At 60.7% G+C, this 20,949-nt stretch carries 15 protein-coding genes and 1 tRNA gene; 14 read left to right on the top strand and 2 right to left on the bottom strand.

Going from position 1 to position 20,949, the window contains the following annotated elements; all coding sequences use genetic code 11:
• Positions 1–5 precede the first annotated feature (5 nt).
• From SALLO_RS0100360 to SALLO_RS0100370, 3 genes are all read left to right on the top strand, one after another.
• On the top strand, positions 6–560 hold the full coding sequence (locus SALLO_RS0100360; protein WP_022834353.1) for a TRAP transporter small permease subunit: 555 nt from the start codon (positions 6–8) through the stop codon (positions 558–560).
• A 41-nt stretch (positions 561–601) separates the two neighbouring features.
• Positions 602–1,948, top strand: coding sequence for a TRAP transporter large permease (locus SALLO_RS0100365; RefSeq protein WP_022834354.1), 1,347 nt, complete (start codon positions 602–604; stop codon positions 1,946–1,948).
• Between the two features lie 85 nt (positions 1,949–2,033).
• Positions 2,034–2,546, top strand: a complete 513-nt coding sequence (locus tag SALLO_RS0100370) for a GbsR/MarR family transcriptional regulator (RefSeq protein WP_022834355.1) — start codon at positions 2,034–2,036, stop codon at positions 2,544–2,546.
• Positions 2,547–2,709: 163 nt separating this feature from the next.
• Here SALLO_RS0100370 and SALLO_RS0100375 read toward each other — a convergent pair.
• Positions 2,710–2,797, bottom strand: a tRNA-Leu gene (locus SALLO_RS0100375).
• A gap of 143 nt (positions 2,798–2,940) precedes the next feature.
• Between SALLO_RS0100375 and SALLO_RS14205 the strand changes: the two genes are divergently transcribed.
• Both SALLO_RS14205 and SALLO_RS0100385 read left to right on the top strand, forming a co-directional pair.
• Entirely contained in the window at positions 2,941–5,112 is a 2,172-nt protein-coding gene (locus SALLO_RS14205) for a S46 family peptidase (protein WP_022834356.1), read from the top strand.
• 44 nt (positions 5,113–5,156) lie between these two features.
• Positions 5,157–7,397 carry a S46 family peptidase gene (locus tag SALLO_RS0100385; RefSeq protein WP_022834357.1) on the top strand — a complete coding sequence of 747 codons (2,241 nt, stop codon included), beginning with the start codon at positions 5,157–5,159 and terminating at the stop codon, positions 7,395–7,397.
• Positions 7,398–7,419: 22 nt separating this feature from the next.
• Here the strand turns inward: SALLO_RS0100385 and SALLO_RS0100390 are convergent, their stop codons facing one another.
• Complete coding sequence (locus SALLO_RS0100390) at positions 7,420–8,334, bottom strand: peptidase (protein WP_022834358.1); 915 nt, start codon at positions 8,332–8,334, stop codon at positions 7,420–7,422.
• Positions 8,335–8,601: 267 nt separating this feature from the next.
• Here SALLO_RS0100390 and SALLO_RS0100395 point away from each other — a divergent pair, with 267 nt between their 5' ends.
• The 9 genes from SALLO_RS0100395 to SALLO_RS0100435 all read left to right on the top strand — a co-directional run bounded on the left by SALLO_RS0100395 (position 8,602) and on the right by SALLO_RS0100435 (position 20,882).
• Positions 8,602–9,771: a patatin-like phospholipase family protein gene (locus SALLO_RS0100395; RefSeq protein WP_051141228.1), complete on the top strand. Its 1,170-nt coding sequence runs from the start codon at positions 8,602–8,604 to the stop codon at positions 9,769–9,771.
• Positions 9,772–9,849: 78 nt separating this feature from the next.
• The gene (locus SALLO_RS0100400; RefSeq protein WP_022834359.1) at positions 9,850–11,403 is read left to right on the top strand and encodes a YifB family Mg chelatase-like AAA ATPase; all 1,554 of its coding nucleotides are present in this window, start codon (positions 9,850–9,852) and stop codon (positions 11,401–11,403) included.
• A gap of 243 nt (positions 11,404–11,646) precedes the next feature.
• Positions 11,647–12,471: a hypothetical protein gene (locus tag SALLO_RS0100405; RefSeq protein ID WP_157621105.1), complete on the top strand. Its 825-nt coding sequence runs from the start codon at positions 11,647–11,649 to the stop codon at positions 12,469–12,471.
• Positions 12,472–12,566: 95 nt separating this feature from the next.
• On the top strand, positions 12,567–14,288 hold the full coding sequence (locus SALLO_RS17485; protein ID WP_169577859.1) for a formylglycine-generating enzyme family protein: 1,722 nt from the start codon (positions 12,567–12,569) through the stop codon (positions 14,286–14,288).
• Positions 14,289–14,378: 90 nt separating this feature from the next.
• Positions 14,379–14,996 carry a GldL-related protein gene (locus SALLO_RS0100415; protein ID WP_022834362.1) on the top strand — a complete coding sequence of 206 codons (618 nt, stop codon included), beginning with the start codon at positions 14,379–14,381 and terminating at the stop codon, positions 14,994–14,996.
• A gap of 48 nt (positions 14,997–15,044) precedes the next feature.
• Entirely contained in the window at positions 15,045–16,115 is a 1,071-nt protein-coding gene (locus tag SALLO_RS0100420) for a GldM family protein (protein ID WP_040605692.1), read from the top strand.
• 121 nt (positions 16,116–16,236) lie between these two features.
• The gene (locus SALLO_RS0100425) at positions 16,237–16,893 is read left to right on the top strand and encodes a hypothetical protein (RefSeq protein ID WP_022834364.1); all 657 of its coding nucleotides are present in this window, start codon (positions 16,237–16,239) and stop codon (positions 16,891–16,893) included.
• A gap of 359 nt (positions 16,894–17,252) precedes the next feature.
• Complete coding sequence (locus SALLO_RS0100430) at positions 17,253–19,832, top strand: M14 family metallopeptidase (RefSeq protein ID WP_022834365.1); 2,580 nt, start codon at positions 17,253–17,255, stop codon at positions 19,830–19,832.
• A 234-nt stretch (positions 19,833–20,066) separates the two neighbouring features.
• Positions 20,067–20,882 carry a putative capsular polysaccharide synthesis family protein gene (locus SALLO_RS0100435; protein ID WP_084696075.1) on the top strand — a complete coding sequence of 272 codons (816 nt, stop codon included), beginning with the start codon at positions 20,067–20,069 and terminating at the stop codon, positions 20,880–20,882.
• Positions 20,883–20,949: the final 67 nt, after the last annotated feature.

The following is a 20,949-nucleotide window of genomic DNA, read 5'->3' on the forward strand; positions in this document are numbered from 1 at the left end:
AACGGATGAAACGCTGGTTACAGCTTGCATCGGCCATTGACCGGTTCACCGAGGCCGTGGGCCGCGTGCTTTGGGCGTTGGTGCTCGTCATGATTGCGGCCGGCGCGTACAGCGCCTTGGCCCGCTACACCGATCCGGTGACGGGCTGGAATTTGAGCTCAAACCGATGGGTGGAGCTGCAGTGGTATGCCTTCGCGGCGGTCTTTTTGCTCGGCGCGGCGTACGGGCTGCGCCACGATGCCCACGTGCGGGTGGATGTCGGGTATGCGTGGTGCAGCACGCGCACAAAGGCCTGGATCAACCTGATGGGCACGCTTCTTTTCCTGGGGCCGTTTTGCGTTCTGATGATTGACTATTCGTGGCCGATGGTATACAACGCTTGGGCCACCTGGGAGCAATCGCCCGACCCCGGCGGCTTGCCGCGCTACCCCATCAAAACCGTGATTCCGGTGGCGTTTGGGTTGCTGCTGGTGCAGGGCGCGGCCGTCGTCATTCGCCACGTGGCCTACCTGCGCGGCCGACTGCCCGCCGACAAGGTCCCGATGCTCGCGGGCGACTGACAGCCCTTCGCTGCTCATTTCACCAACCCGTACCCTAACGTATGCCCGCTGATTGGTTGGCACCGCTCATGTTTGTGGGCGCGCTGGTTATCATCTTTTTCGGATATCCGGTGGCGTTTGCGCTGGCCGCTACGGCGCTTCTTTTTGCCGGCGTTGGCGCGCAACTGGGCGCGTTCGATCCGGCGCTGCTGATGGCGCTGCCCAACCGCGTGTTTGGCATCATGTCCAATTACGTGTTGCTGGCGGTGCCTTTCTTCATTTTCATGGGCACGATGCTGGAGAAGTCGGACCTGGCCAGAGACCTGCTTACCGCCATCGGCGATCTGTTTGGGACGCTGCGGGGCGGGCTGGCGCTGGCTGTGGTGTTTGTGGGCGCGATGCTCGCGGCGGCCACGGGCGTGGTGGGCGCTTCGGTGGTGGCGATGGGCCTCATCTCGCTTCCCATCATGCTGCAGTACAACTACTCCGCGCGGCTGTCGACCGGCGTGATTACCGCCGCGGGCACGTTGGGGCAAATCATTCCGCCCAGCATCGTCCTGATTGTGCTCGCCGATCAGCTTGGCATTTCGGTGGGCGACCTGTTTATGGGGGCGCTGGTGCCGGGCGTGTCGCTGGCGGGCTGCTACGCGCTGTACGTGGGAGGTGTCGCGCTGGTGCGCCCCGAGGCGGCGCCCGCGCTTCCACCAAGCGAGCGGACCGACGCGGTGGGGGCGTTGCTGCGCCGCGTGGTGCTGGTGCTGCTGCCGCCGCTTGGCCTCATCGCGCTGGTGCTGGGAAGCATCTTTGCGGGCATTGCCACGCCCACCGAGGCCGGCGCGCTGGGGGCAGTGGGGGCGACCGGGCTGGCAGCGGCCAACGGCCGGCTCTCGTGGGCCGCGCTGCGCGATACGATGGACGAGACCACGCGCCTGACCACCATGGTGATGTTCATCCTGGTGGGGTCTACGGCGTTTTCGCTGGTCTTTCGCGGGCTGGGCGGCGACTTCTGGATCGAAGGGCTGCTCACCGGGCTGCCGGGCGGGCTGGTTGGCTTTTTGATCCTCACCAACCTCGCCATCTTCGTGCTGGGCTTCTTCATCGACTTCTTCGAGATTGCGTTTATCCTCGTGCCGCTGCTCGCGGTGCCCGCGGCCGATGTGCTGGTGCCTGCCGTGGCCGCTACGCCCGACGCGGCCCTCGTGTGGTTTGGCGTGATGATTGGCATGAACCTGCAAACCTCCTTCCTCACGCCGCCCTTCGGCTTTGCCCTGTTCTACCTTCGCGGCGTTGCGCCCGACGACGTATCAACCACGCAAATCTACCGGGGCGTCATCCCCTTCATCCTCATCCAGCTTGTGGGACTGGCGCTTCTCATGCTGTTTCCGGGGCTGGTCACATGGGCGCTCTAAGCCGGAGGTGCAACCATTGCCAGGCGCAGGCGGTTGAGGTTCCGGCTGTTTACCATCGTTTTACTGACCTTCGCCCATCGCCCGTATGTCTGATGCTGCGCCGCTCACTGCCACCGAGCAAGAGCTCATCGAGGAGTTTGGCAATATTTACGAGTCGTACGGGCTAAAGCGGCTGCAGGGACTGATTGTAGGGCTGCTGCTCACGCAAGACGATCCGGCATCGCTCGACGACATGGTGGCCCTCCTGAACCACTCGAAGGGGCCCATCTCCATCGCGGTGCGGCGCCTGGCCGATATTGGACTGGTGCGTAAGGTGAACGGCCCCATCAACCGGCGCAACTACTACGCCGCGCACCCCGATATCTTCTACAACAACTTCAAGTTCAACATGGCCACGGTGCGCAAAAACCGCGCACTGGCCGAACGCCTGCTCAACCGCATTGCGGCCGAGGGACGGGCGCACCAATCCGCTACCGCCGACAACCTGGAGCACATGCTCCGCTTCTATCAGCTGATGGAATCGTTCTACCAGGACTTCTCGGACGAGTGGGCCAAGGTGAAGGCCGAGCGGCGGGCCGCGGCCAATGGCGAAGCGTAGCGGGCGTCAACGAGCGGTGCGTGCTCCGGAAAAGGCGCCGAATGAAGTTCAGCACGGCAGCGTCTCGTTGAACGCATGTTGCACGTCAGTGCATTTCCGTGCACGACCCCCAAACAGCGAACGCCCCGGTGCGCCGCGTTGGGCACATGCGGGGCGTGTTTGTTGGTGCGAAAGGGGGGACTCGAACCCCCACGGGATACAATCCCACAAGATCCTAAATCTTGCGCGTCTGCCAATTCCGCCACTTTCGCAACGCGTAGCGCGCCGTTCTCCGCGCGCCGCCGTTGCCTTATTCTTGCATTCGGAGGCGGTTCCCGTGGATCTGTAAAGCGCCCGTGGAGTACAGACCACCGTTTGCGTACGCAACTGCTCTGCTTATCTGTTGCCACCCTGTATGCGTTTCCGACTGATTGTTGCAGCGCTTGGCCTGCTGGCGGTTTACGCGATGCCCGCTCACGCCCAAGACCCGTACGCCCGCCGCACGATCTACGAGATCGATCCGGATACCGTGCAGGCCCGCCGCTTCGATGACGGCCGCATGTGGACGTTCAACAGCCCGCCGCTCGGCTACCTCGAGGCGCGCTATAGCATCGAGCCGTCGCAGGACTGGCTGACGCATGCACGGATGGGCGCGCTGCGCATCCCGGGCTGCACGGCATCGTTTGTGTCGGCGCACGGCCTGATGCTCACCAACCACCACTGCGGGCGTAGCCATGCCGCCGCGGTGGCGCGCCCGGACGAACGCATCTTGCGCGACGGATTCTATGCCGAGCGCCTGTCTGCCGAGCGCCGCGTGCCGGGGCTCTACGCCGATCAACTGGTGGCCGTGAACGATGTGACGGCGACGGTGCAGGCCGCCCTCGATAGTGCCGAGACGGATGCCGAACGCGCCGCGGCCCGCGAGGCGGTGTTTGCCCGCCTCAGTGCCCGGTTCACGGAAAATGTGGGCGCCGGCGACGAAGATTATCGCACCGAAATCACCGCGCTGTACGACGGCGGCCGCTATGTCGCACACACCTATCGCCGCTACACCGACGTCCGGCTGGTCTTCATCCCTGAGCTTGACGTGGGCTACTTTGGAGGCGACACCGACAACTTTACGTATCCGCGCTACACGCTCGATATGTCGCTCTTTCGCGTGTACAACGAGGCGGGCGAGCCGGTGGAGCCGACGCACTTCTTTCCGTGGAGCCGCCAGGGCGCGCGGCCCGGCGATCCGGTATTCGTGGTGGGCAACCCGGGCAGCACCTTGCGGCTGGAAACCTACGAACAGCTGCTCTTTCGGCGCGACGTGCAAGACGTCGGGCTCCTTCGCTTCCTGCAGTCGCGCATCGCAGCCATACAGGCCTATCAGTCTGCGGCGGCCGACACAAGCGCCGACGTGCAAAACAAGCTCTTTGGCCTGCAGAACGCCCGAAAGCTGTATAACGGACGCGTGGAGGCGCTTCGCGACGCCTACTACATGACGCGCATCCAGCGCAAAGACGAGGCGTTTCAGCGGGCCATTCGGGCCGATTCCAGTTTGCAGGCGCGCTTCGGCGGGCTCTTTCAACGGATGGCTGCTATCCAACAAGAAAAGCGCAGCTATGCGGCGTCGTATCGTGCCTTTTTGGCGCTGACGAGCTCGTACGCGTCGGCTACGCTGCGGCGGGCGTTGTTTGCGTATCAGATGGAACGGGGCGGCGGCGCCGGCTCGGCACAGCGCGAACGGCTCATGCAGCAGTTTCGCCGGGTGGCGGCGCAGCCGGCCGAGCTCGACCGCGAACTGCTCGCGGCCCGCTTGCACGACGTCGTGGAGGCGTTTGGTGCACAAGATAGCCTGGTACAAACGATTCTTGATGGCCGCACGCCACAGGCCGCGGCCCGAGCTATCGTCGCGCGCTCGGCGTGGGGCGACTCCGCCTCGGCGGCCGCGGCGCTGCAAGGCCCGTTGCCCGCGCAAGATCCGGCGCTCGCGCTCGTCGAGGCCATGTATCCGCGCTACCAGGCGTTTCGGAGTGCCTGGGCGGGCTTGCAAGCGCGGCAGCGTGAGGTGGCCCGGCAGCTTGGACGCGCCCGCTACGCCGTGTACGGCGACAACGTGCCCCCCGATGCCACCTTCACGCTGCGCCTCTCCGATGGCGTGGTCCAAGGATACCCGTACAACGGCACCGCAGCGCCGCCCTTTACCACCTACTACGGCATGCTCAGCCATCATCACGCCTTCGCGGGCGAGGCATGGGATCTTCCGCCACGGTGGAAAGCGCCCCCCGCGTCGTTTAATCCGGAGACGCCGCTCAACCTGGTCTCCACCAACGACATTACCGGTGGCAACTCCGGCTCGCCGCTGCTCAACGCCAACCTGGAGCTGGTTGGGCTGGTCTTTGATGGCAACATCGAGAGCCTCGCGGGCGACTTCATCTTCCTGCCGGGACAGATGCGGACGATCGCGGTTGATGTGCGGGGCATGCTCGAAGCCCTCAGTGCCATCTACAGCGCCGACCGCATCACGCACGAGGTGACCGGCCAGGCGTTCTATCGCAGCGAGGCGGCCGTACCCACGCCGCCCACCGTATCGGCCCCGTAGCGCCTCGTGCATCGTCTTTTGCTGTTTGATAGCTTTGCGCCCTTATGATCCAATCCACGTCGGTTCGCCTCGGAGCTGCTCTGTTGACGGCCTGGTTGCTTGTGCTGGGGTGTGGCCCCTCGCGCGAGACGGTGGTCGTCACGCAGCGCCCGGAACCCATCCCCTCAACGGAGACGCCTGCCGACCGCACCGCGGAGCCCGGGCTGCAGGTGCCTGCGCCGTACGATACCGTGAAGGCGCGGCGCTTCGATCGGGGCCGCATGTGGACGTTTGATACGCCGCCGGTGGACTACCTCAAGGCGCGGTACAGGCTCACGGCCGATTCGGCATGGCTCGCCGAGGCCCGCCTGGGCGCGCTGCGGTTTGGCAATGGCTGCACGGCATCGTTTGTGTCGGCGCACGGCCTGGTGATGACCAACCACCACTGCGCACGCGAGAGCATCGCCAAGGTGTCGCGGGGCGACGAGCAGCTCCTCCAGAACGGATTCTTCGCAGCGACGCTCGCGCAAGAACGCACCGTCCCAGACCTGCACGTCGAGCAGCTGGTGGCCCTCGAAGACGTTACGGAGCGCGTACTCGACAGGGTCGCCGGCACGCCGGGCAGCGAGAGCTGGGCCCAAAACCGCGACCAGCGGATGCAGCAGGTGCAAGAGCAGATGACGGTGAAGGTGAAGGAGCGCGACGAGCAGCTACGGGTTGAGCTGGTGTCGTTTTACGGTGGCCTGCGGATCTCCGCGTACACGTATCGCCGGTACGAAGACGTGCGGTTGGTGATGGCGCCGTCCATTCAGCTCGGATTTTTCGGGGGCGCGCCGGATAACTTCACCTACCCGCGGTACGCGCTCGACATGAGCTTTTTTCGCGTGTACACCAAAGACGGAGAGCCGCTCTCCAACCGCCACTACTTTGAGTGGGCCACGGAGGGGGCTGCGCCGGGCGATGCGGTCTTCGTGGTGGGGAATCCGGGCGGCACGCAGCGCCTAAACACCGTCGCGCAACTCAAGTACCTGCGCGACCACGACCTGCCGGGGCAGCTGGATGTGCTCAGCACGCGCGACAGCCTCTTGCAGGCGTACCTGCGGCAGTACCCCGATTCGGCCAGGGCCTACGATCTGCAGAACACCTATTTCAGCATCAACAACTCCATCAAGAGCCTGAGCGGGCAGCTCAGGGGGCTGCGCGATCCGTACCTGATTGCGCGCCGGGCGGCAGCCGAGCAGCAACTGCGGGACTCCATTCAGGCCAGCGACTCGCTGCAAACCCTCACCGACAATGCCATCCAGCAGATTCAACAGCTCCAGCAGTCGAAGGCCATTCTTGCCGACAAGGCCGCCGCGTTTGTGGCGTTTGGGAGCACCGAGCTGGGGTCGCGGGTGCTCTCGCGGGCGGTCTACGGCTACTTTTACGACCTGCTGAAGCGCCGCGGCGCGCGCCCCGAGCGGCTCCAAGATCTCCGCAAAGAGGCGTTGTCGATCGACGACTGGCCGCTTGCTGTGGAGCGCGATTTTATTGAGGCTCGCCTCCTTGAACTGAAGCGGGCCTACGGCGCCAACGATCCCACCATCCGCCGTCTGCTTGCCGAACGCTCGGCTGCCGACATTGCCGAAACCCTCGTGCAGAAAAGCGCGCTCGTGGACTCGGCGCGGTACGCCAAGATTCTCGACAAGAGCTTTTTGAGCAGCAAAGATCCGGCGGTGCAGGTGATGGAGGCCGTTGCGCCGCTCTACCAAAACGTGTCGCAGCAGCTGCGCGGCTACAACAGCGTAGAGGAGGGGCTGAACGCGAAGCTCAATCGCGCGCGCTTCGCAGCCTTCGGCCACGAACTGCCCCCGGATGCTACGTTTACGCTGCGCCTCTCGGACGGCGTGGTACAGGCGTATCCGTACAATGGCACGCGGGCGCCGGCGTTTACCAACTTCTACGGATTGCTTGACCACTACTACTCGTACCCAAGCGCGGCCTGGACTTTGCCCAAGGCGTGGCTCGACCCGCCCGCGGCCTTCAATCTGGAGACGCCCTACAACCTTGTGTCCACAAACGACATCACCGGTGGCAATTCCGGCTCGCCGCTGCTCAACAAAGACCTGGAAGTCGTGGGGCTCATTTTTGACGGCAACATCGAGTCGCTCCCGAACGAGTATCTGTACACCAACGCGACGGCGCGCGCGGTGTCGGTCGATGTTCGGGGGATGCTGGAAGTGCTGCGCGACTTCTACGGCTATGAGCGGCTGGCGCAGGAACTGACGCGGGGGCGCTTGGTGCGTGGCACGGCCGCCGCGCGCTAGGCCCTGACCCGAAAGTCAGCGCCTAATCGCGGGGCATTTCTTCTGGGGAAAGGGCCTGCTCGATCGCAGGCACGACCCCGGTCAGGTCCGCTACCGAAGCAAAGGCGCCGGCGTTTGCGCCGTACGCGATGAGCGGTACCGGATGGCGGGTGTGCGGTTTTTGGTCGAGCGCCTCCAGGTTGCCGTGGTCGCTGGTAATGAGGAGCAGGTCGCGGGCCGGATCCAGCAGGTCAAGCAGGCGATCGAAGAACGCATCCAGCGAGCGGAGCACGTCCAATGGGCGTTCCAGCCGCCCGTGGCCCGCTTTGTCGGTGAGGTAGTACTCAAAGAGCGTAAAGGTGTGTTGGCGGCCCAGGGCATGCAGGTGCGCGGCCGCCGCTTGCTCCGTGACGGGCGGTACCGCGGCATCGAGCGCTTGCCAGCCGTGCCGCGTGAGGTCGGCAGACAGGGCGCGGCCCGCTAGCAAGTCCTCGGTGCTGCGCAGCCGAACGCCCGCCCCCCGGCAGCAGCGGGTGGTCACGGTCCACCGGTTGCGCCGCTCGGCGCGCGCAAAGAACACCGACGGGTAGGCATTCGCAAACGCAGCAGAGGCCCCGTGCGCCTCCAACCGATGAAAGACGTTGTTCTCGGCGAGCAGCGCATGCGTAGCCGAGTGCGGAAAGGGGCCAAAGTGCCGCCCCACAAGCGCCGCGCAGTTCACGCCCGTGAAAAGCGACGCCTGCCCGGTGCCGCTCTGGGGCAGTTGCGGAACGCCCAGGGTAGCATCGATGGGGCGAACGACGTGCGTGTCGGTGTGCACCGGCGAAAGATCGGCACTCCACGGCTGATCGCCCGCTAGGCGTTCGAGGCCCCTCCACCGATGGGTGGCCAGCGGATTATTTGGCCCGTGGGGCCCCAGGCCGACGCCGTCCAGAAAAACGAAGAGAATGTGCGGCATGCGAGGCGTGCATTGCGAACGGAAGGGGCCAAGCGCTGGTTGAAACGCCAACGTGTAGACGAGCCCGCGGCGGACGAGTCGGGTGCCATCTGCGATAGATTCCAAACACAGCGCAATCTCTTACGAAGCGTCGCGCCGTCCGTTCAACATTGCATGTAAGCCCGATGCTACACATCTTTAGCACGCGTTGCAATACTTTCAAAACCCGTAGTGCCTGTGATACCGGAAGAATGGAAGCATGCGTTCGGGCGGCTCCGTGCGCGATGGATGGACGAAGACACTTCAGGCCGTGACCCGCTGTTTGGGCTTGTGCTCGGCGGCGGCGGGGCGCGGTCGGCCTACCAGGCCGGGGTGCTGCAATACATTGCGGAGGCGGTTCCGGACGCCTATTTCGACATTCAAACGGGCGTATCGGCTGGAGCGATCAACACGGCGCACGTCGCCAACTGGACCGGCTCGCTGCAATCGGGCGCCGATGCGCTGGTCGACATCTGGTCGGCGCTCACTATGGAAGATGTGGTAGCCATTGAGTCGAGCTTGAGCTTGCTGTGGCACATGCTATGGAGGAGCGACACGAGCGGGGCCGAGGCCAAGGCGCGGCTCACCGCGGCCGACGTGCGGAAGAAACACGGCGTGTTAGACACCTCGCCCCTGCACCGGTACCTGTGCACGCATTTGCAAGCACAGGATGGCGTGCTCACGGGCGTTGAGGAGAACCTGTCGCGCGGACGGCTGCGCGCTGCGGCCATTGTCACAACCAACTACACCACCGCCCAAACCGTGACGTGGGTGCAGGGCGATGACTTCGACTTATGGGAGCGGCCCGACCGCATCAGCCGGCACGACACGCTTACCATAGATCACGTGATGGCCTCCACGTCGTTGCCGCTCATGTTTCCGGCGGTGCAGCTTGGGAACGGATGGTATGGCGACGGCGGCATCCGCCTATCGGCCCCGCTTGCGCCCGCGGTGCACTTGGGCGCCGACCGTATTTTGGCGATCTCGAACCGCTACAAGCGAAGCCGGGCCGAGGCCGATGTGCCCGTCGTGAAAGGCTATCCGCCCACAGCGCAAATTATGGGCGTGTTGATGAACGCGATCTTTTTGGACGCGCTCGATCAGGACGCGTACACCCTTGAGCGCGTGAACACCTTGGTGGACGCCCTGCCCGCGCATCTGCACAACGGCATGCGCAAGATCGACCTCCTGCAGATTCGCCCGTCGATCGATCTTGGAAAGCTGGCCTACGACTACGAGGAAAACGTGCCGGGCGCCATCCGCTTTTTGACGACAGGACTGGGAACGGCGGAAACACAGAGTCCGGACTGGCTCAGCGTTTTGCTTTTTGATGAAGCCTACATCACGCGGCTCATCGAAATCGGCTATCACGACGCACAGGCGCAGCGCGCGGAGATCCTGGCCTTTTTTGAAGACTGAAGGCAGGCGCCTCGACGTTGCAGTGCGGCAGCGCGTGTGTCTATCCCACGCGAAGCTGTTGGATGAATTGAAGCGCCCATGCTGAGTCACGTTTGGAGCAGCGCCACGCACGGCGTGGATGCGCTCCCCATCGAAATTGAAACGCACGTCGACTCGGGGATGCCTTGCTACACGGTGGTGGGCTTGCCCAACGGGGCCGTACGCGAGAGCCGCGACCGGGTGAAGGCCGCACTTAAAAACAGCGGGCTCTCTATGCCCCGCGGCGTGATCACGATCAACTTGGCCCCGGCCGATGTGCCCAAAGAAGGCGCGGCCTTCGACTTGCCACTGGCCATTGGGCTGCTCGCGGCGGGTACCGATTGGTTGACGCAGGACGCAGTGGACGGCTACTGGATCTTGGGAGAGCTTGCCCTGGATGGAAGTGTGCGCCCCGTGCGGGGCGTATTGCCCATGGCGCTAAAGGCACAGGCTGAATCGTGCGCCGGCGTTATTGTGCCCGAAGCCAACGCGCCGGAGGCCGCTGTAGTAGACGGGCTGCCGGTGTATCCGGTACAAAACGTAATGCAGGCGGTGCATTTGTTGCGCGACCCCCAGCATGACGCGGCCCCTGCGCGGTACACCCGCGACCTGGATTCCCTCTTTGCGGAAAGTGTGGAGCACGCCATCGACTTCCAGGACGTACAAGGGCAGGAGAACGTGAAGCGCGCCCTGGAAGTCGCGGCCGCCGGGGGGCACAATGCGCTGATGGTAGGCCCGCCCGGGTCGGGGAAAACCATGCTCGCCCGCCGGTTGCCCACCGTGCTGCCGCCCTTGACAACCGCCGAAGCCTTAGAGACGACGAAAATCCATTCCGTGGGTGGAAAACTGGACAATCAGCATGGAATAATAGCCACGCGGCCGTTTCGTTCGCCCCATCACACCATCTCGGATGCCGGATTATGCGGCGGTGGGGCAAACCCCTCGCCCGGCGAGATCTCGTTGGCGCACAACGGCGTCCTCTTTTTAGACGAGCTGCCCGAGTTTCAGCGCCGCGTCCTCGAAGTGCTGCGTCAGCCTCTAGAAGAAGGAAAGATTACGATTAGCCGTGCGCGCACCACGGTTACGTATCCGGCACGCTTTATGATGGTAGCAAGCATGAACCCGTGCCCGTGTGGTCATTTGAACGATCCGAAGCGTGAGTGCGTGTGCACGCCAGCGCAGGTGCAGCGATACCTGGGTAAAATTAGTGGACCGCTGATGGACCGCGTAGACCTGCACGTAGAAGTGACCCCGGTGGCCTTCGATGACCTTGATGGGCCGCGGAATGGATCGACATCGGCTGCTGTTCGAGCGCGCGTCGTGAAAGCGCGCGCGATGCAGCGCGATCGCTTCGCTGAACATGCAGCGCACGTTCATTGTAATGCCCACATGGGAGCGCGCCACGTGCACGAATACTGCGCGCTCGATGAGGCCGGACGTAACTTGTTGAAAATGGCCATCGAGCGTGTGGGACTCAGCGCGCGTGCATACACCCGGATTCTAAAAGTGGCGCGCACAATAGCTGACCTTGAAGCGTCTTCAGCTATTCGTCCCGCCCACGTATCCGAAGCGATTCAGTACCGCTCGCTCGATCGGGACTGGTGGAATGGCTGATGGAGTATGTGAATTTTTAGAACCTTGACGAATGAGAGTAATTCTTACGACAACGCTGTCTGTGAACTGTAAACGAGAAAGGCGCGTAACAAGCCCCGTACTGACGGGCCAGAGGGGAAGTGGTTGATAGTAGATGCACTAGACAAGATATTCGCTTGTGTGTAAGCAATCTGTTTAGTACCCTTTGATCACGGTCGCACAACGCTCCACGTTCTCTGCGCACCATTTGCCCCTAACGAACACGTGCCTTATATTGCTTTCCGGATGGCACGCAGCAAGGACGAAATGGCCAGCGTTATTTTACAACGATTCGAAGACATCATGCCAAGCCGAGCGCTTTTCCGTATAGGGTTGCTAAGTCTCCTTTTGCTTGCAGGGACCGGCCTCTGTGAAGCCACTGCCCAGAACCAGTGGGGCGGCAGCTGGGACAATCCGCGCCAGGGCAATGAGCCGCAGCGTGGAAATCAGCCGCAGCAGCAAGGCGATAGCCAAGCGGCGCAGCAACAAGCTGAGGGCGGCTTTATTGACGGCCTAACCATTGGGGCCGGCTTGGGGGCGTATCAAGGAGACATTAGCCGAAATCCGAACAACAACTTGCTGAAGTATGTGGGCACTGCCAAGCTCACAGCACGCGTCGGCGTCGATCACCGAATGGGAACGTTTGAACAGTATGGTGTTGGCGCAGACCTTGTATATACCCGCATTGGAGGCATTACCACAGGGCTTGCCGAATTCAACAGCAACTTGCTGGCACTTGACTTCTATGGCGACTACGAGCTCCCATATGTCATGCAAGGGCTCTTTCGTGTATTTCTTGGCGGTGGGCCCATGATGGTGATTTCGCCTACGTACAGCAATTTTCCTGAGAACAATCCATCGTTCAAGAAGCTGGGTACACGCGTCGTTGGTTCTTTTAAAGTGGGCGTTACCATCCTAGACCGCATCCGGGTCGGCGCCCGCGTGTCAACGTCCGATTACATTGATGGCTACGAAGGGTTCTACAGTGGAGGCATTCCAGATACTGTGGGCTTCGTGACATTTAATTATCGATTTGACCTCAGTAGATAATTCGGTCCATGAAAGGCTCGTGTTACAGCCGCCGAGCAGTAACGTATCATACTATGAGTAGCATCGCACGTATGCCGCATATAACCCTACGCTCAATGTCAATTGCTATGTGGACGAAGCGTCTCGTCATTACACTGATGCTCTGCTGGATGTGCAGTGGAGCTGCCGAAGCATATTCCCAACGGCTCTTCCTGAATGGTGGAGCTCACATTGCCAGTGGCTCGATTCAGAGCGATTTGGCGGGCACCAATCCAGCAGTGTCGGGGGGCTTGCAGTTTCAGTACACCGACAACCTGCGGCTGCGCACGGCGGTGACGTACCAGAATCTGCTGTCGCTCGATGCCATCCTGCAGATTCATTTCTTGGGGGATGACAATAAGATCAACCCCTATCTTTTCACGGGATACGGCTATTACATCTCGGACGCGGGCGAGCAAGCGCTGCTTCCAGTAGGAGCTGGAATGGAATATGGATTGACCGACAACCTAGCGCTGAATGTAGAGCTGAGCGGGCGCTGGGGTATCAATCGCTTGCGAAACGGGCAGCGTGTGAGCCTTGATATCATAACAGGCATCATGCCAAGCATCGGTTTCTCGTACAAACTCCAGCGCATCGAGCGCACCAAGCCGGGTATGACGCCCTTGGAAGACGAGGAAATGGCCAATCAAGGCCCGACGAATCAGCGATACGAAGGTGGAACCTTTGGGAGGCGTCAGGGCGAAGGGCTTGAAAATCCGTTCATGGACCCAACAGAATACGCAGGTCGCACAGCTGCCCCAACGTTCGAGCGGCCTAACCTAGATTCCCTCCGTTCTGCTGATCCACTGATTGTGCCACGTAATGGCCCGGCGCCGTATGAAGACCCGGGTATGCCTCCCATCTCGGGCCAAGTGCAAGTCTCGGATAATGGCGACATGGTGCGGCTTCCTTCGGGTACCTTCATTATGGGGCTGACGGACGAGGATCCATACAACTTGCAGAACGCCGGCCGGAAGCGCGTTACGGTTAGCTCATTTTATATTGACCGCGTAGAGGTAACGAATCAGCAGTATCGCGAATTCCTTCAGAGCCTTAGCGGGTCGAAGCGTGAGGAGATGCTTCCTGACTCAACGGCTTTTCAGTCCAGTAGAGCTAACTGGAAGACGTACTTCTATGGCTCAACTTACAATGACTACCCTGTAGTGGCCGTTACGTGGAACGAACTCCAAGCCTATTGTAAATGGGATGGCAAACGGTTGCCTACAGAGGCTGAATGGGAATACGCTGCGCGTGCTGGTCGGGTTGGTGGTGTTTATCCCTGGGCCGGGTTCTCACCCCAGGATGCAGTGGGTCGATACCTGGCTAACTTCAGCCCTGCGCGTCAGGGGCAGGCTGCAGATGGCTATGCCTTTACGGCACCCGTCGCATCTTATCCCCCGAGCCGCTGGGGGCTCTTTGACATGGCTGGGAATGTCGCAGAATGGGTGCGCGACGCCTTCGCCCCGACCTACTCGCAACTGTCGAGCCTCGACCCGCTCTATACCGACCCTGAGGCCAAGCAGCACGTGGTCCGTGGCGGCTCTTGGGCCTCTGACGCCTTCTCAATTGGTGTTGGCTTCCGTACGGCCCAGAATGCGTCGAGTGCTTCTACGAAGATTGGTGGTCGCTGCGCTGCCGATATCGGACAGATAGAAGGCAACATTCAGCGGTTCAATAATACACCGCAGCCGCCCGCAGGTGGACAGCCGCCCGCAGGTGGACAGCCGCCCGCAGGTGGACAACCGCCCGCAGGTGGACAGCCGCCCGCAGGTGGACAACCGCCCGCAGGTGGCCGCTAATCTCAAGATTGGCTGTTATGGCCTCTTTCTTCCGAGGCCGTAACAGCACTCCCTAGTACTTTACTTGCAACACGCTTTACGCTTTAGATCATGACCAACGCTAGAAAGCGAGAAATTCTCGATCGTACGACAAAGGTGCTTAGCTTTGTCATTGGCATCTTTGGTGCCTTGGCGATCATTGGGGTGCTGTATAAGATTTTGAAGTGGCCCAATTACACCACATTTATCACCATTGGATTCATGGGCGAGGCCGGTGCGTTCGTCATCATGGGGGTACTTGAGCTTGCTCAAGCCTTTGTGATGGAGCCTGGCGCGGAAGGAGGCGGCGGAGGCTCCGAAGCTTCCTTGAGTGGTACGACACCCGTGCGCGCTTCGGCCCGCAAGATGATCGAAAAGAAAGTTAATGACGACTTGAGCGTCATGATGGGAGCCCTCGGCAAAGAGATTAAGCAGTTTGGCGGGGAGATTCATGAGATGGTTGGCGAAATGAAGCGCGCCCGTGTTGCGGTGCAAGACATGCGCTCGAAACTGAGCGAAGTAGCTAGCGGAGAACTTGCCAACAGTGCAGAGAAGCTCGGCAAAGGCATGAGTACGCTCGGCACGGAAATGGAAGGTGCAGGCTCCACTGTTCAGACGATGCGCAACGACCTGGACACCATGCTTTCTCGCTTCCGCAAGTTTAACAACCCCAATGGGGCCTCTGAGTAAATCGGGGGTGCCTATAGTTCGGACGCAGAAGTCAGAAAATAGAAGGTTATGGCTGGAGGATCAGAACGAATAAAGGAGCTGCGGTACCAGGTGATGCTGGCGTTGTATTTGCCCATCCTGTTGTATGCCGCAACGACCATAGACATCGAGAATGCGGATCAAACCGTTGCGGTGCGTAACGTTAGCCCAGTGGTTTACGGGACGCAGAACGTTGTGCTTGGCCAAGAATACTCAGCGTACGCTTACCTTGCGGCAGTTCCGCAAGAAGGTACAACGAAACAAGGGGCCAACATTGAGCTGAAGGTTAATCAGGATGGAATGAAAGTTCTTGACAACCGACAGCTCGTTATGGATACTGGAGCGCTTCTTGAAAAGGGCCAGGATACCCGAACGGTCGAGTATAAAGGGACAATTGAATATAGCACCCTGGAAGGTGGGGTGAAATCACTCCCTTACAATGGGTCGTTCACGGTTCGTCGGCCTGAGCTCGTTGCAACCAGTGTTGCAGCTCAGTCGCTCTATCGCCAGACGCTCAACCAAATCCGCATTGACGTTCCGGGGCTTGAGAATCAACCGCTTCGCCTTGAGTACGGAAATACATCGGTTGACGGACGCACCATTCAACTCAGTCCTGCTGGAGATAACGTGACTGTCAGTGCTTACTTACAGCGGCAAGGGCAAGACGATGTATACCTGGGCGACAAAAGCTTCGGCGTGATTGATCCGCCGCGCCCGGAGATTCGTGTGCTTGATGCGCAGGGCAATCCACTCATCAGTGGGCAAAGCTTTCCGGCCGCTCGGCCGCTCATCAACGTTAATGTTGTGGCCGATCAGGAGTTTGCGAAGAGTTACCCGCAAGACGCACGTTACCGTGTCGGACAGGTGCAGGTATCGATTCGTCGCGGGCTTGGCGTGAGTGAACGCATTGGTACGTTTAACGTACCATCCGATGGAAGAATCAACTTCCGGACGTTTTCTGAGTATCGCAGTGCTGACCCAGAGCGCGAAGACCAGATTATTCTTGAACTTCAGGACGTTGTTCGTATCAACCACGCAGGGCAGGCCATTCCTGTCGATCTGAGTGATGCAAGCCGCTCCTATAGCTTCATCTTGTCCTGAGTTTGACCTAAGGGCGGCATTATATACAAAGTTTCTCAGTTAGCGCGTGTGTTTTGATACTTTTGTGCAGCTATTGGCGTCTTCGTACATGAGTGCTACCCAAAAATACTTCTTGTGAGTCATGATAAACAAATTTGCAAAGATAGGCAGCTTCCTCGCTGCACTGTTGCTCCTCGTTGGTGTGTTCTCCACCGCGCAGGCCCAAATGTGGCAGAGCTCAGCGAAGGTCATTGTCCCCGTTGCTGATATCGAAGATGGGTATCCCACGCGTGCTCTTTTGGACACGCTGATTAGTCGTTTTCAATCAGTTGATAGTCTGAAAGTATACCGCACAAGTGATAAAGAAGAAAAAGTATCAATCAGCGAGCTTGAGAGCGAGTTGATTGATCAGGGGTTTGCATTAAGCAGCGCCAATAGTGTCCAAATTGGGTATAAGTTCAGGTACAATCAGGGGAATTTTTCGGAAACGATCACGGACTTGTACTTCGTGTATCGTCCGCAGGGTACCGGACAGGAGGACATTCCCATCATGTACCTTGACGCCCAGCGTCCGATTGTGAAGTCGGTCCTGGAAAACAGTGGAACGCAAAATCAGAGCAATCCTTTTCTGACGAATATTTTTGCGGACCAGCTTGCCTTTGCCCGCATTGCTCGTACGAAAGAAGATGCAACGGTTGTACAAGTTGCGGGGCGGGACTTGCGCTCTGAAGACGTGAGTGCACGTGAGAAGCGACAGCTCGTGCAGCGTATTCTGGATATGGCTTACGGGCGCATGTAACACTACGTGCTGCATGTATGTGTTGAGCAAAGCGCTCCATGCTACAACGCATGGGGCGCTTTTATTTGGGTCGGTTTCTTCTACAGGAACTGTGCCTGACTAGGTAGCTGCTAGCCCCTGCGCCCTTCTCTCCAGTCTGGGTGTGGCCACGACGGGGTGCGCTGGCCCCTCATTATCGCGGCTTCTGCAACACTCATATTTGTGCATCCGGACGTTTCATACCGGGCCTGGACATGGAGCTGTCATGAAGTGGTACGCGCACGTCATGAAGTAGCTGGTTATTGCCAACGATCTTTGTATCTTTAAGGTCAAGGCATTGAAGCGCTTACAACTATCTCTCGTAACGAACACTCGATCGCATGCGAAAGGCCGCGTTTATCCTCACGTTCTTTTTGTGCATCGGTACCGGCGCCAAGGGGCAATCCCTGCCGCTAGACCTGCCAACCCCCACCCCAGGGGTCGAAGCATACGACGCCTCCATTCCAACGCCCGAAGAGGTGATCGGGCATCGTATTGGCACCCGCCACACGCGTCCCGCGCAGGTGGTCGACTACTTCCAGGCTGTCGCGGCTGCTTCAGAGCGTGTCGTCTTGAAACGACACGGGGCCACGCACGAAGGGCGTCCGCTCATCCATGCGATCGTAACGAACCCAGCCAATCAGCAGCGCCTGGACGAGATTAAAGCCGCGAATCAGCGCTTATCGGCCGAGCCGGGCCAAGTGAACGATGCGGCGCTTCAAGCGATGCCGGCCGTTGTCATGATGGGGTACAGCATCCACGGGGATGAAGCGAGTGGAACCGAAGCGGCCATCTTGTTGCTGTACCACATGGCGGCCGGACAGGGGGCGGGCCTTAGCAGTACGCTGGAAAACGTCGTGACCATTATCGACCCGATGTTCAACCCCGACGGCCGCGCGCGCTTCGTGAACTGGGTCAACCAAAACCGTGGCGCAACCGCCACAACCGATCCGCAAGATCGCGAGCACACCCAGCCGTGGCCCGGCGGACGCACCAACCATTATTGGTTCGACCTGAACCGCGACTGGCTCCTGGCCCAGCATCCGGCGTCGAAAGGCCGCCTGCAAGTCTTTCACGACTGGCGTCCACAGGTGCTGACCGATTACCACGAGATGGGGCCTAACGCAACCTACTTCTTTCAACCCGGCATTCCCAGCCGAACAAATCCGAACACGCCCCAGCGCAACCAACGGATTACGGGCGACATCGCAACCTACCACGCCCAATTCCTCGATCGGATCGGCTCGCTCTATTACACGAGAGAGTCGTTCGACGATTTCTACTACGGTAAAGGCTCAACCTACCCCGATATCAATGGTGCCATCGGCATTCTCTTTGAGCAGGCCTCGTCGCGCGCCCTCAAGCGCGAGACCCGACGTGGCGTGCTGCGGTATCCCTTCACCATACGGAATCAATTGACCGCGTCGCTGTCGACGTTGACGGCCGCCACCGAAATGCGCGAGACGCTGTTGCAACACCAGCGGTCGTTCTACGAGAACGTCGACGAGGCGCTGTCTTCATTTCCTGTGGAGGCGTATGTCGTGGCGCGCGGCGAGCAGCGCACCCGGGCCGAGGCAATGGCGCGCGTGCTGCACAAGCATCGCGTGCAAATGTACGAGCTGGGGCGGCAAATCACGGTAGATGGGCAGACCTACGCGCCGGGCGAGGCGTACGTGGTTCCGCTCGACCAGCAGCAGGGACGCTTCGTAAAGGCCGTGATGGAACGCACGACGACGTTTCCAGACTCGCTGTTCTACGATGTGTCGACCTGGACCTTTCCGCTCGCGTTCGGCGTGCAGTCGGCAGCCCTGAACGACGCGCCCGAAGACCTTCGGGGCGAGGCTTGGACGCCTGACCGCTACACCGGCGGGCGGTTGATCGGCGGCCGCTCGGACTACGCCTACGTCATCCCGTGGGGGCGCTACTTCGCGCCGCGCGCGCTGTATCGGCTCCAAAAGGCGGGCATCAAGCCCCGCCTCATGACCGACCCGTTCACGGCTACGGTGAACGGCAGGCCGCGTGCCTTTGAACGCGGGGCGATTGTGGTGCGGGTGCAGCAGTTTACCGTACCGGCAGACACCGTCCACGCGGTCATCAACCGGATTCCGGTGCACGACCACGTAAACGTGTACGGCGTAGAAACGGGCCTCACGCCGACGGGCCCCGATCTGGGAAGCCGGGGCTCGCTTGTGCTCGAAACGCCGCGCATCGCCCTCATCACCGGCACCGGAGGCACCTCGCGCTACAGCGGGGCCGACGCGTACAACGCCGGCGAGGTATGGCACCTGCTCAGCGAACGCATGCACATGCCGGTATCGCTCCTCGACATGACGCACGTCGCATCGGCCGATCTCTCGCGCTACAACACGATGGTGCTTGCCGGTGGGTCGTACGGCGCGCTCCCCGTGGACAAGGTGAAGCGCTGGGTGCAAGACGGTGGGCGACTGATCGCGCTGGCCGATGGCATGGAGTGGCCCATTGCGCACGGCCTGGTAGACCTGAAGCAACGGGAGCTCAAGCTGGATTCGCTGCTGCAAGACGTATCCTACGCCAACTTGTCTTCGGCGTATGGCGCGCAATACCTGGGCGGATCGATCTTTTCGGTCGATCTCGACAACACGCACCCCGTAGCGTACGGTTACGACGACAGCGTACCGGTCTTTCGGGAAGGCATCACGTTTTACGATGCAAGCAATGCGCCCGGCACCGACGTTGGCGTGTACGACGAAGACCGTGCCCTGCTGAGCGGATACATCTCAGACGAAGTCGCTGAAAAATTGCGCGGCGCGGCAGCGATTGAAGCCCATGACGTAGGCGCCGGAAGCGTTACGCTGATGGCGTTCAACCCCAACTTCCGCGCCTTTTGGTACGGCACGAACGGCCTCTTCCTCAACGCTATCTTCTTTAGTCAGGCGTATTGAGCGAGCGGTATACATCTTGGGAACGGGAGAGCGGAGCGTCGGCGATAGCGGGCGCTCCGCTCCTTTGTATGGCGCAGGCTGTGCTTTCTTTCCGCCCCCGAATCATCCAAAAGTATTCCGTCGACTTCGCCACACGCCCGTAGCGCCAATGGGCGAAATGTCTGATGTTAGGGACGCATTAGAAGTGCAAGCCGCTGTAGGAGCTTGCTACTGCGTCACTCAACCACCGATGGTATGCTTCCGCGATCGCTTCAGTACGTTAGTGTCCCGCTTCGCCGACTCGTCATGCAGCACCGCGCCCGCCGGCGCATGGCCGAGATGAATCATCCGGTCATTATCTATCAGATGGCCAAGGTCGGGTCGCGCAGTGTGGAGCAGGCCCTTGAGCGTGCTGGCTGCGACTCGGTTCACATCCACTACCTGTTTGACCTTGAGGAGAAAATGGTGCGGCACATCGAGCAGCGCGTGCCCATTCCAGACCACTTTTGGACGAGCGGCGCGCTGCGCAGGCAATGGACAGACCGGCCGCGTCGCATCATTACGTTGGTGCGCGATCCCGTGGCCCGCTTTATCTCGGGCTGTTTTCATAGCCCCGAGCTGTTGGGGCTCGACCTGTCAACCCGCGAGCAGGCCCAAGAAGAGGTCGAGCGCCTGTCGTGTCGGCCCGGTGCGTTCGACTATCCGCAGCGCTGGTTCAGCGAGGAGTTGCAGCGCGCTACCGGCATTGATGCCATGGCGCATTCTTTTGATGCAGCGCAGGGCTTTGCACGCATCGCAACCGATCGGTTCGAGGTGCTGGTGCTGCAGACCGAACAACTACAGACGCTCCTCCCAGGCGTTGTAAGCGACTTTGTGGGGCGTCCGTTGCAGGCGGTTACAACCGGCGTACGTGCCGATGCCATGTACCAGACGGTAAAGCAGGCGTTCTATATCCCAAGCGATATCCTGGATACCGTGTACGGCAGTCCGTTTGCTGCGCATTTTTACACCGCAGCCCAGCGGGAGCGATTTCGGCAGCGGTGGTCGCAGGACCGATCGGTGCCCGCCTAACCGCGGCGCCCTCATCCAAAAGCGACGCGCAAACCCGTCCGAGACGTACGGCGCACGGGTCGAACCG

The organism is Salisaeta longa DSM 21114, from assembly GCF_000419585.1.
GTDB lineage: Bacteria > Bacteroidota > Rhodothermia > Rhodothermales > Salinibacteraceae > Salisaeta > Salisaeta longa.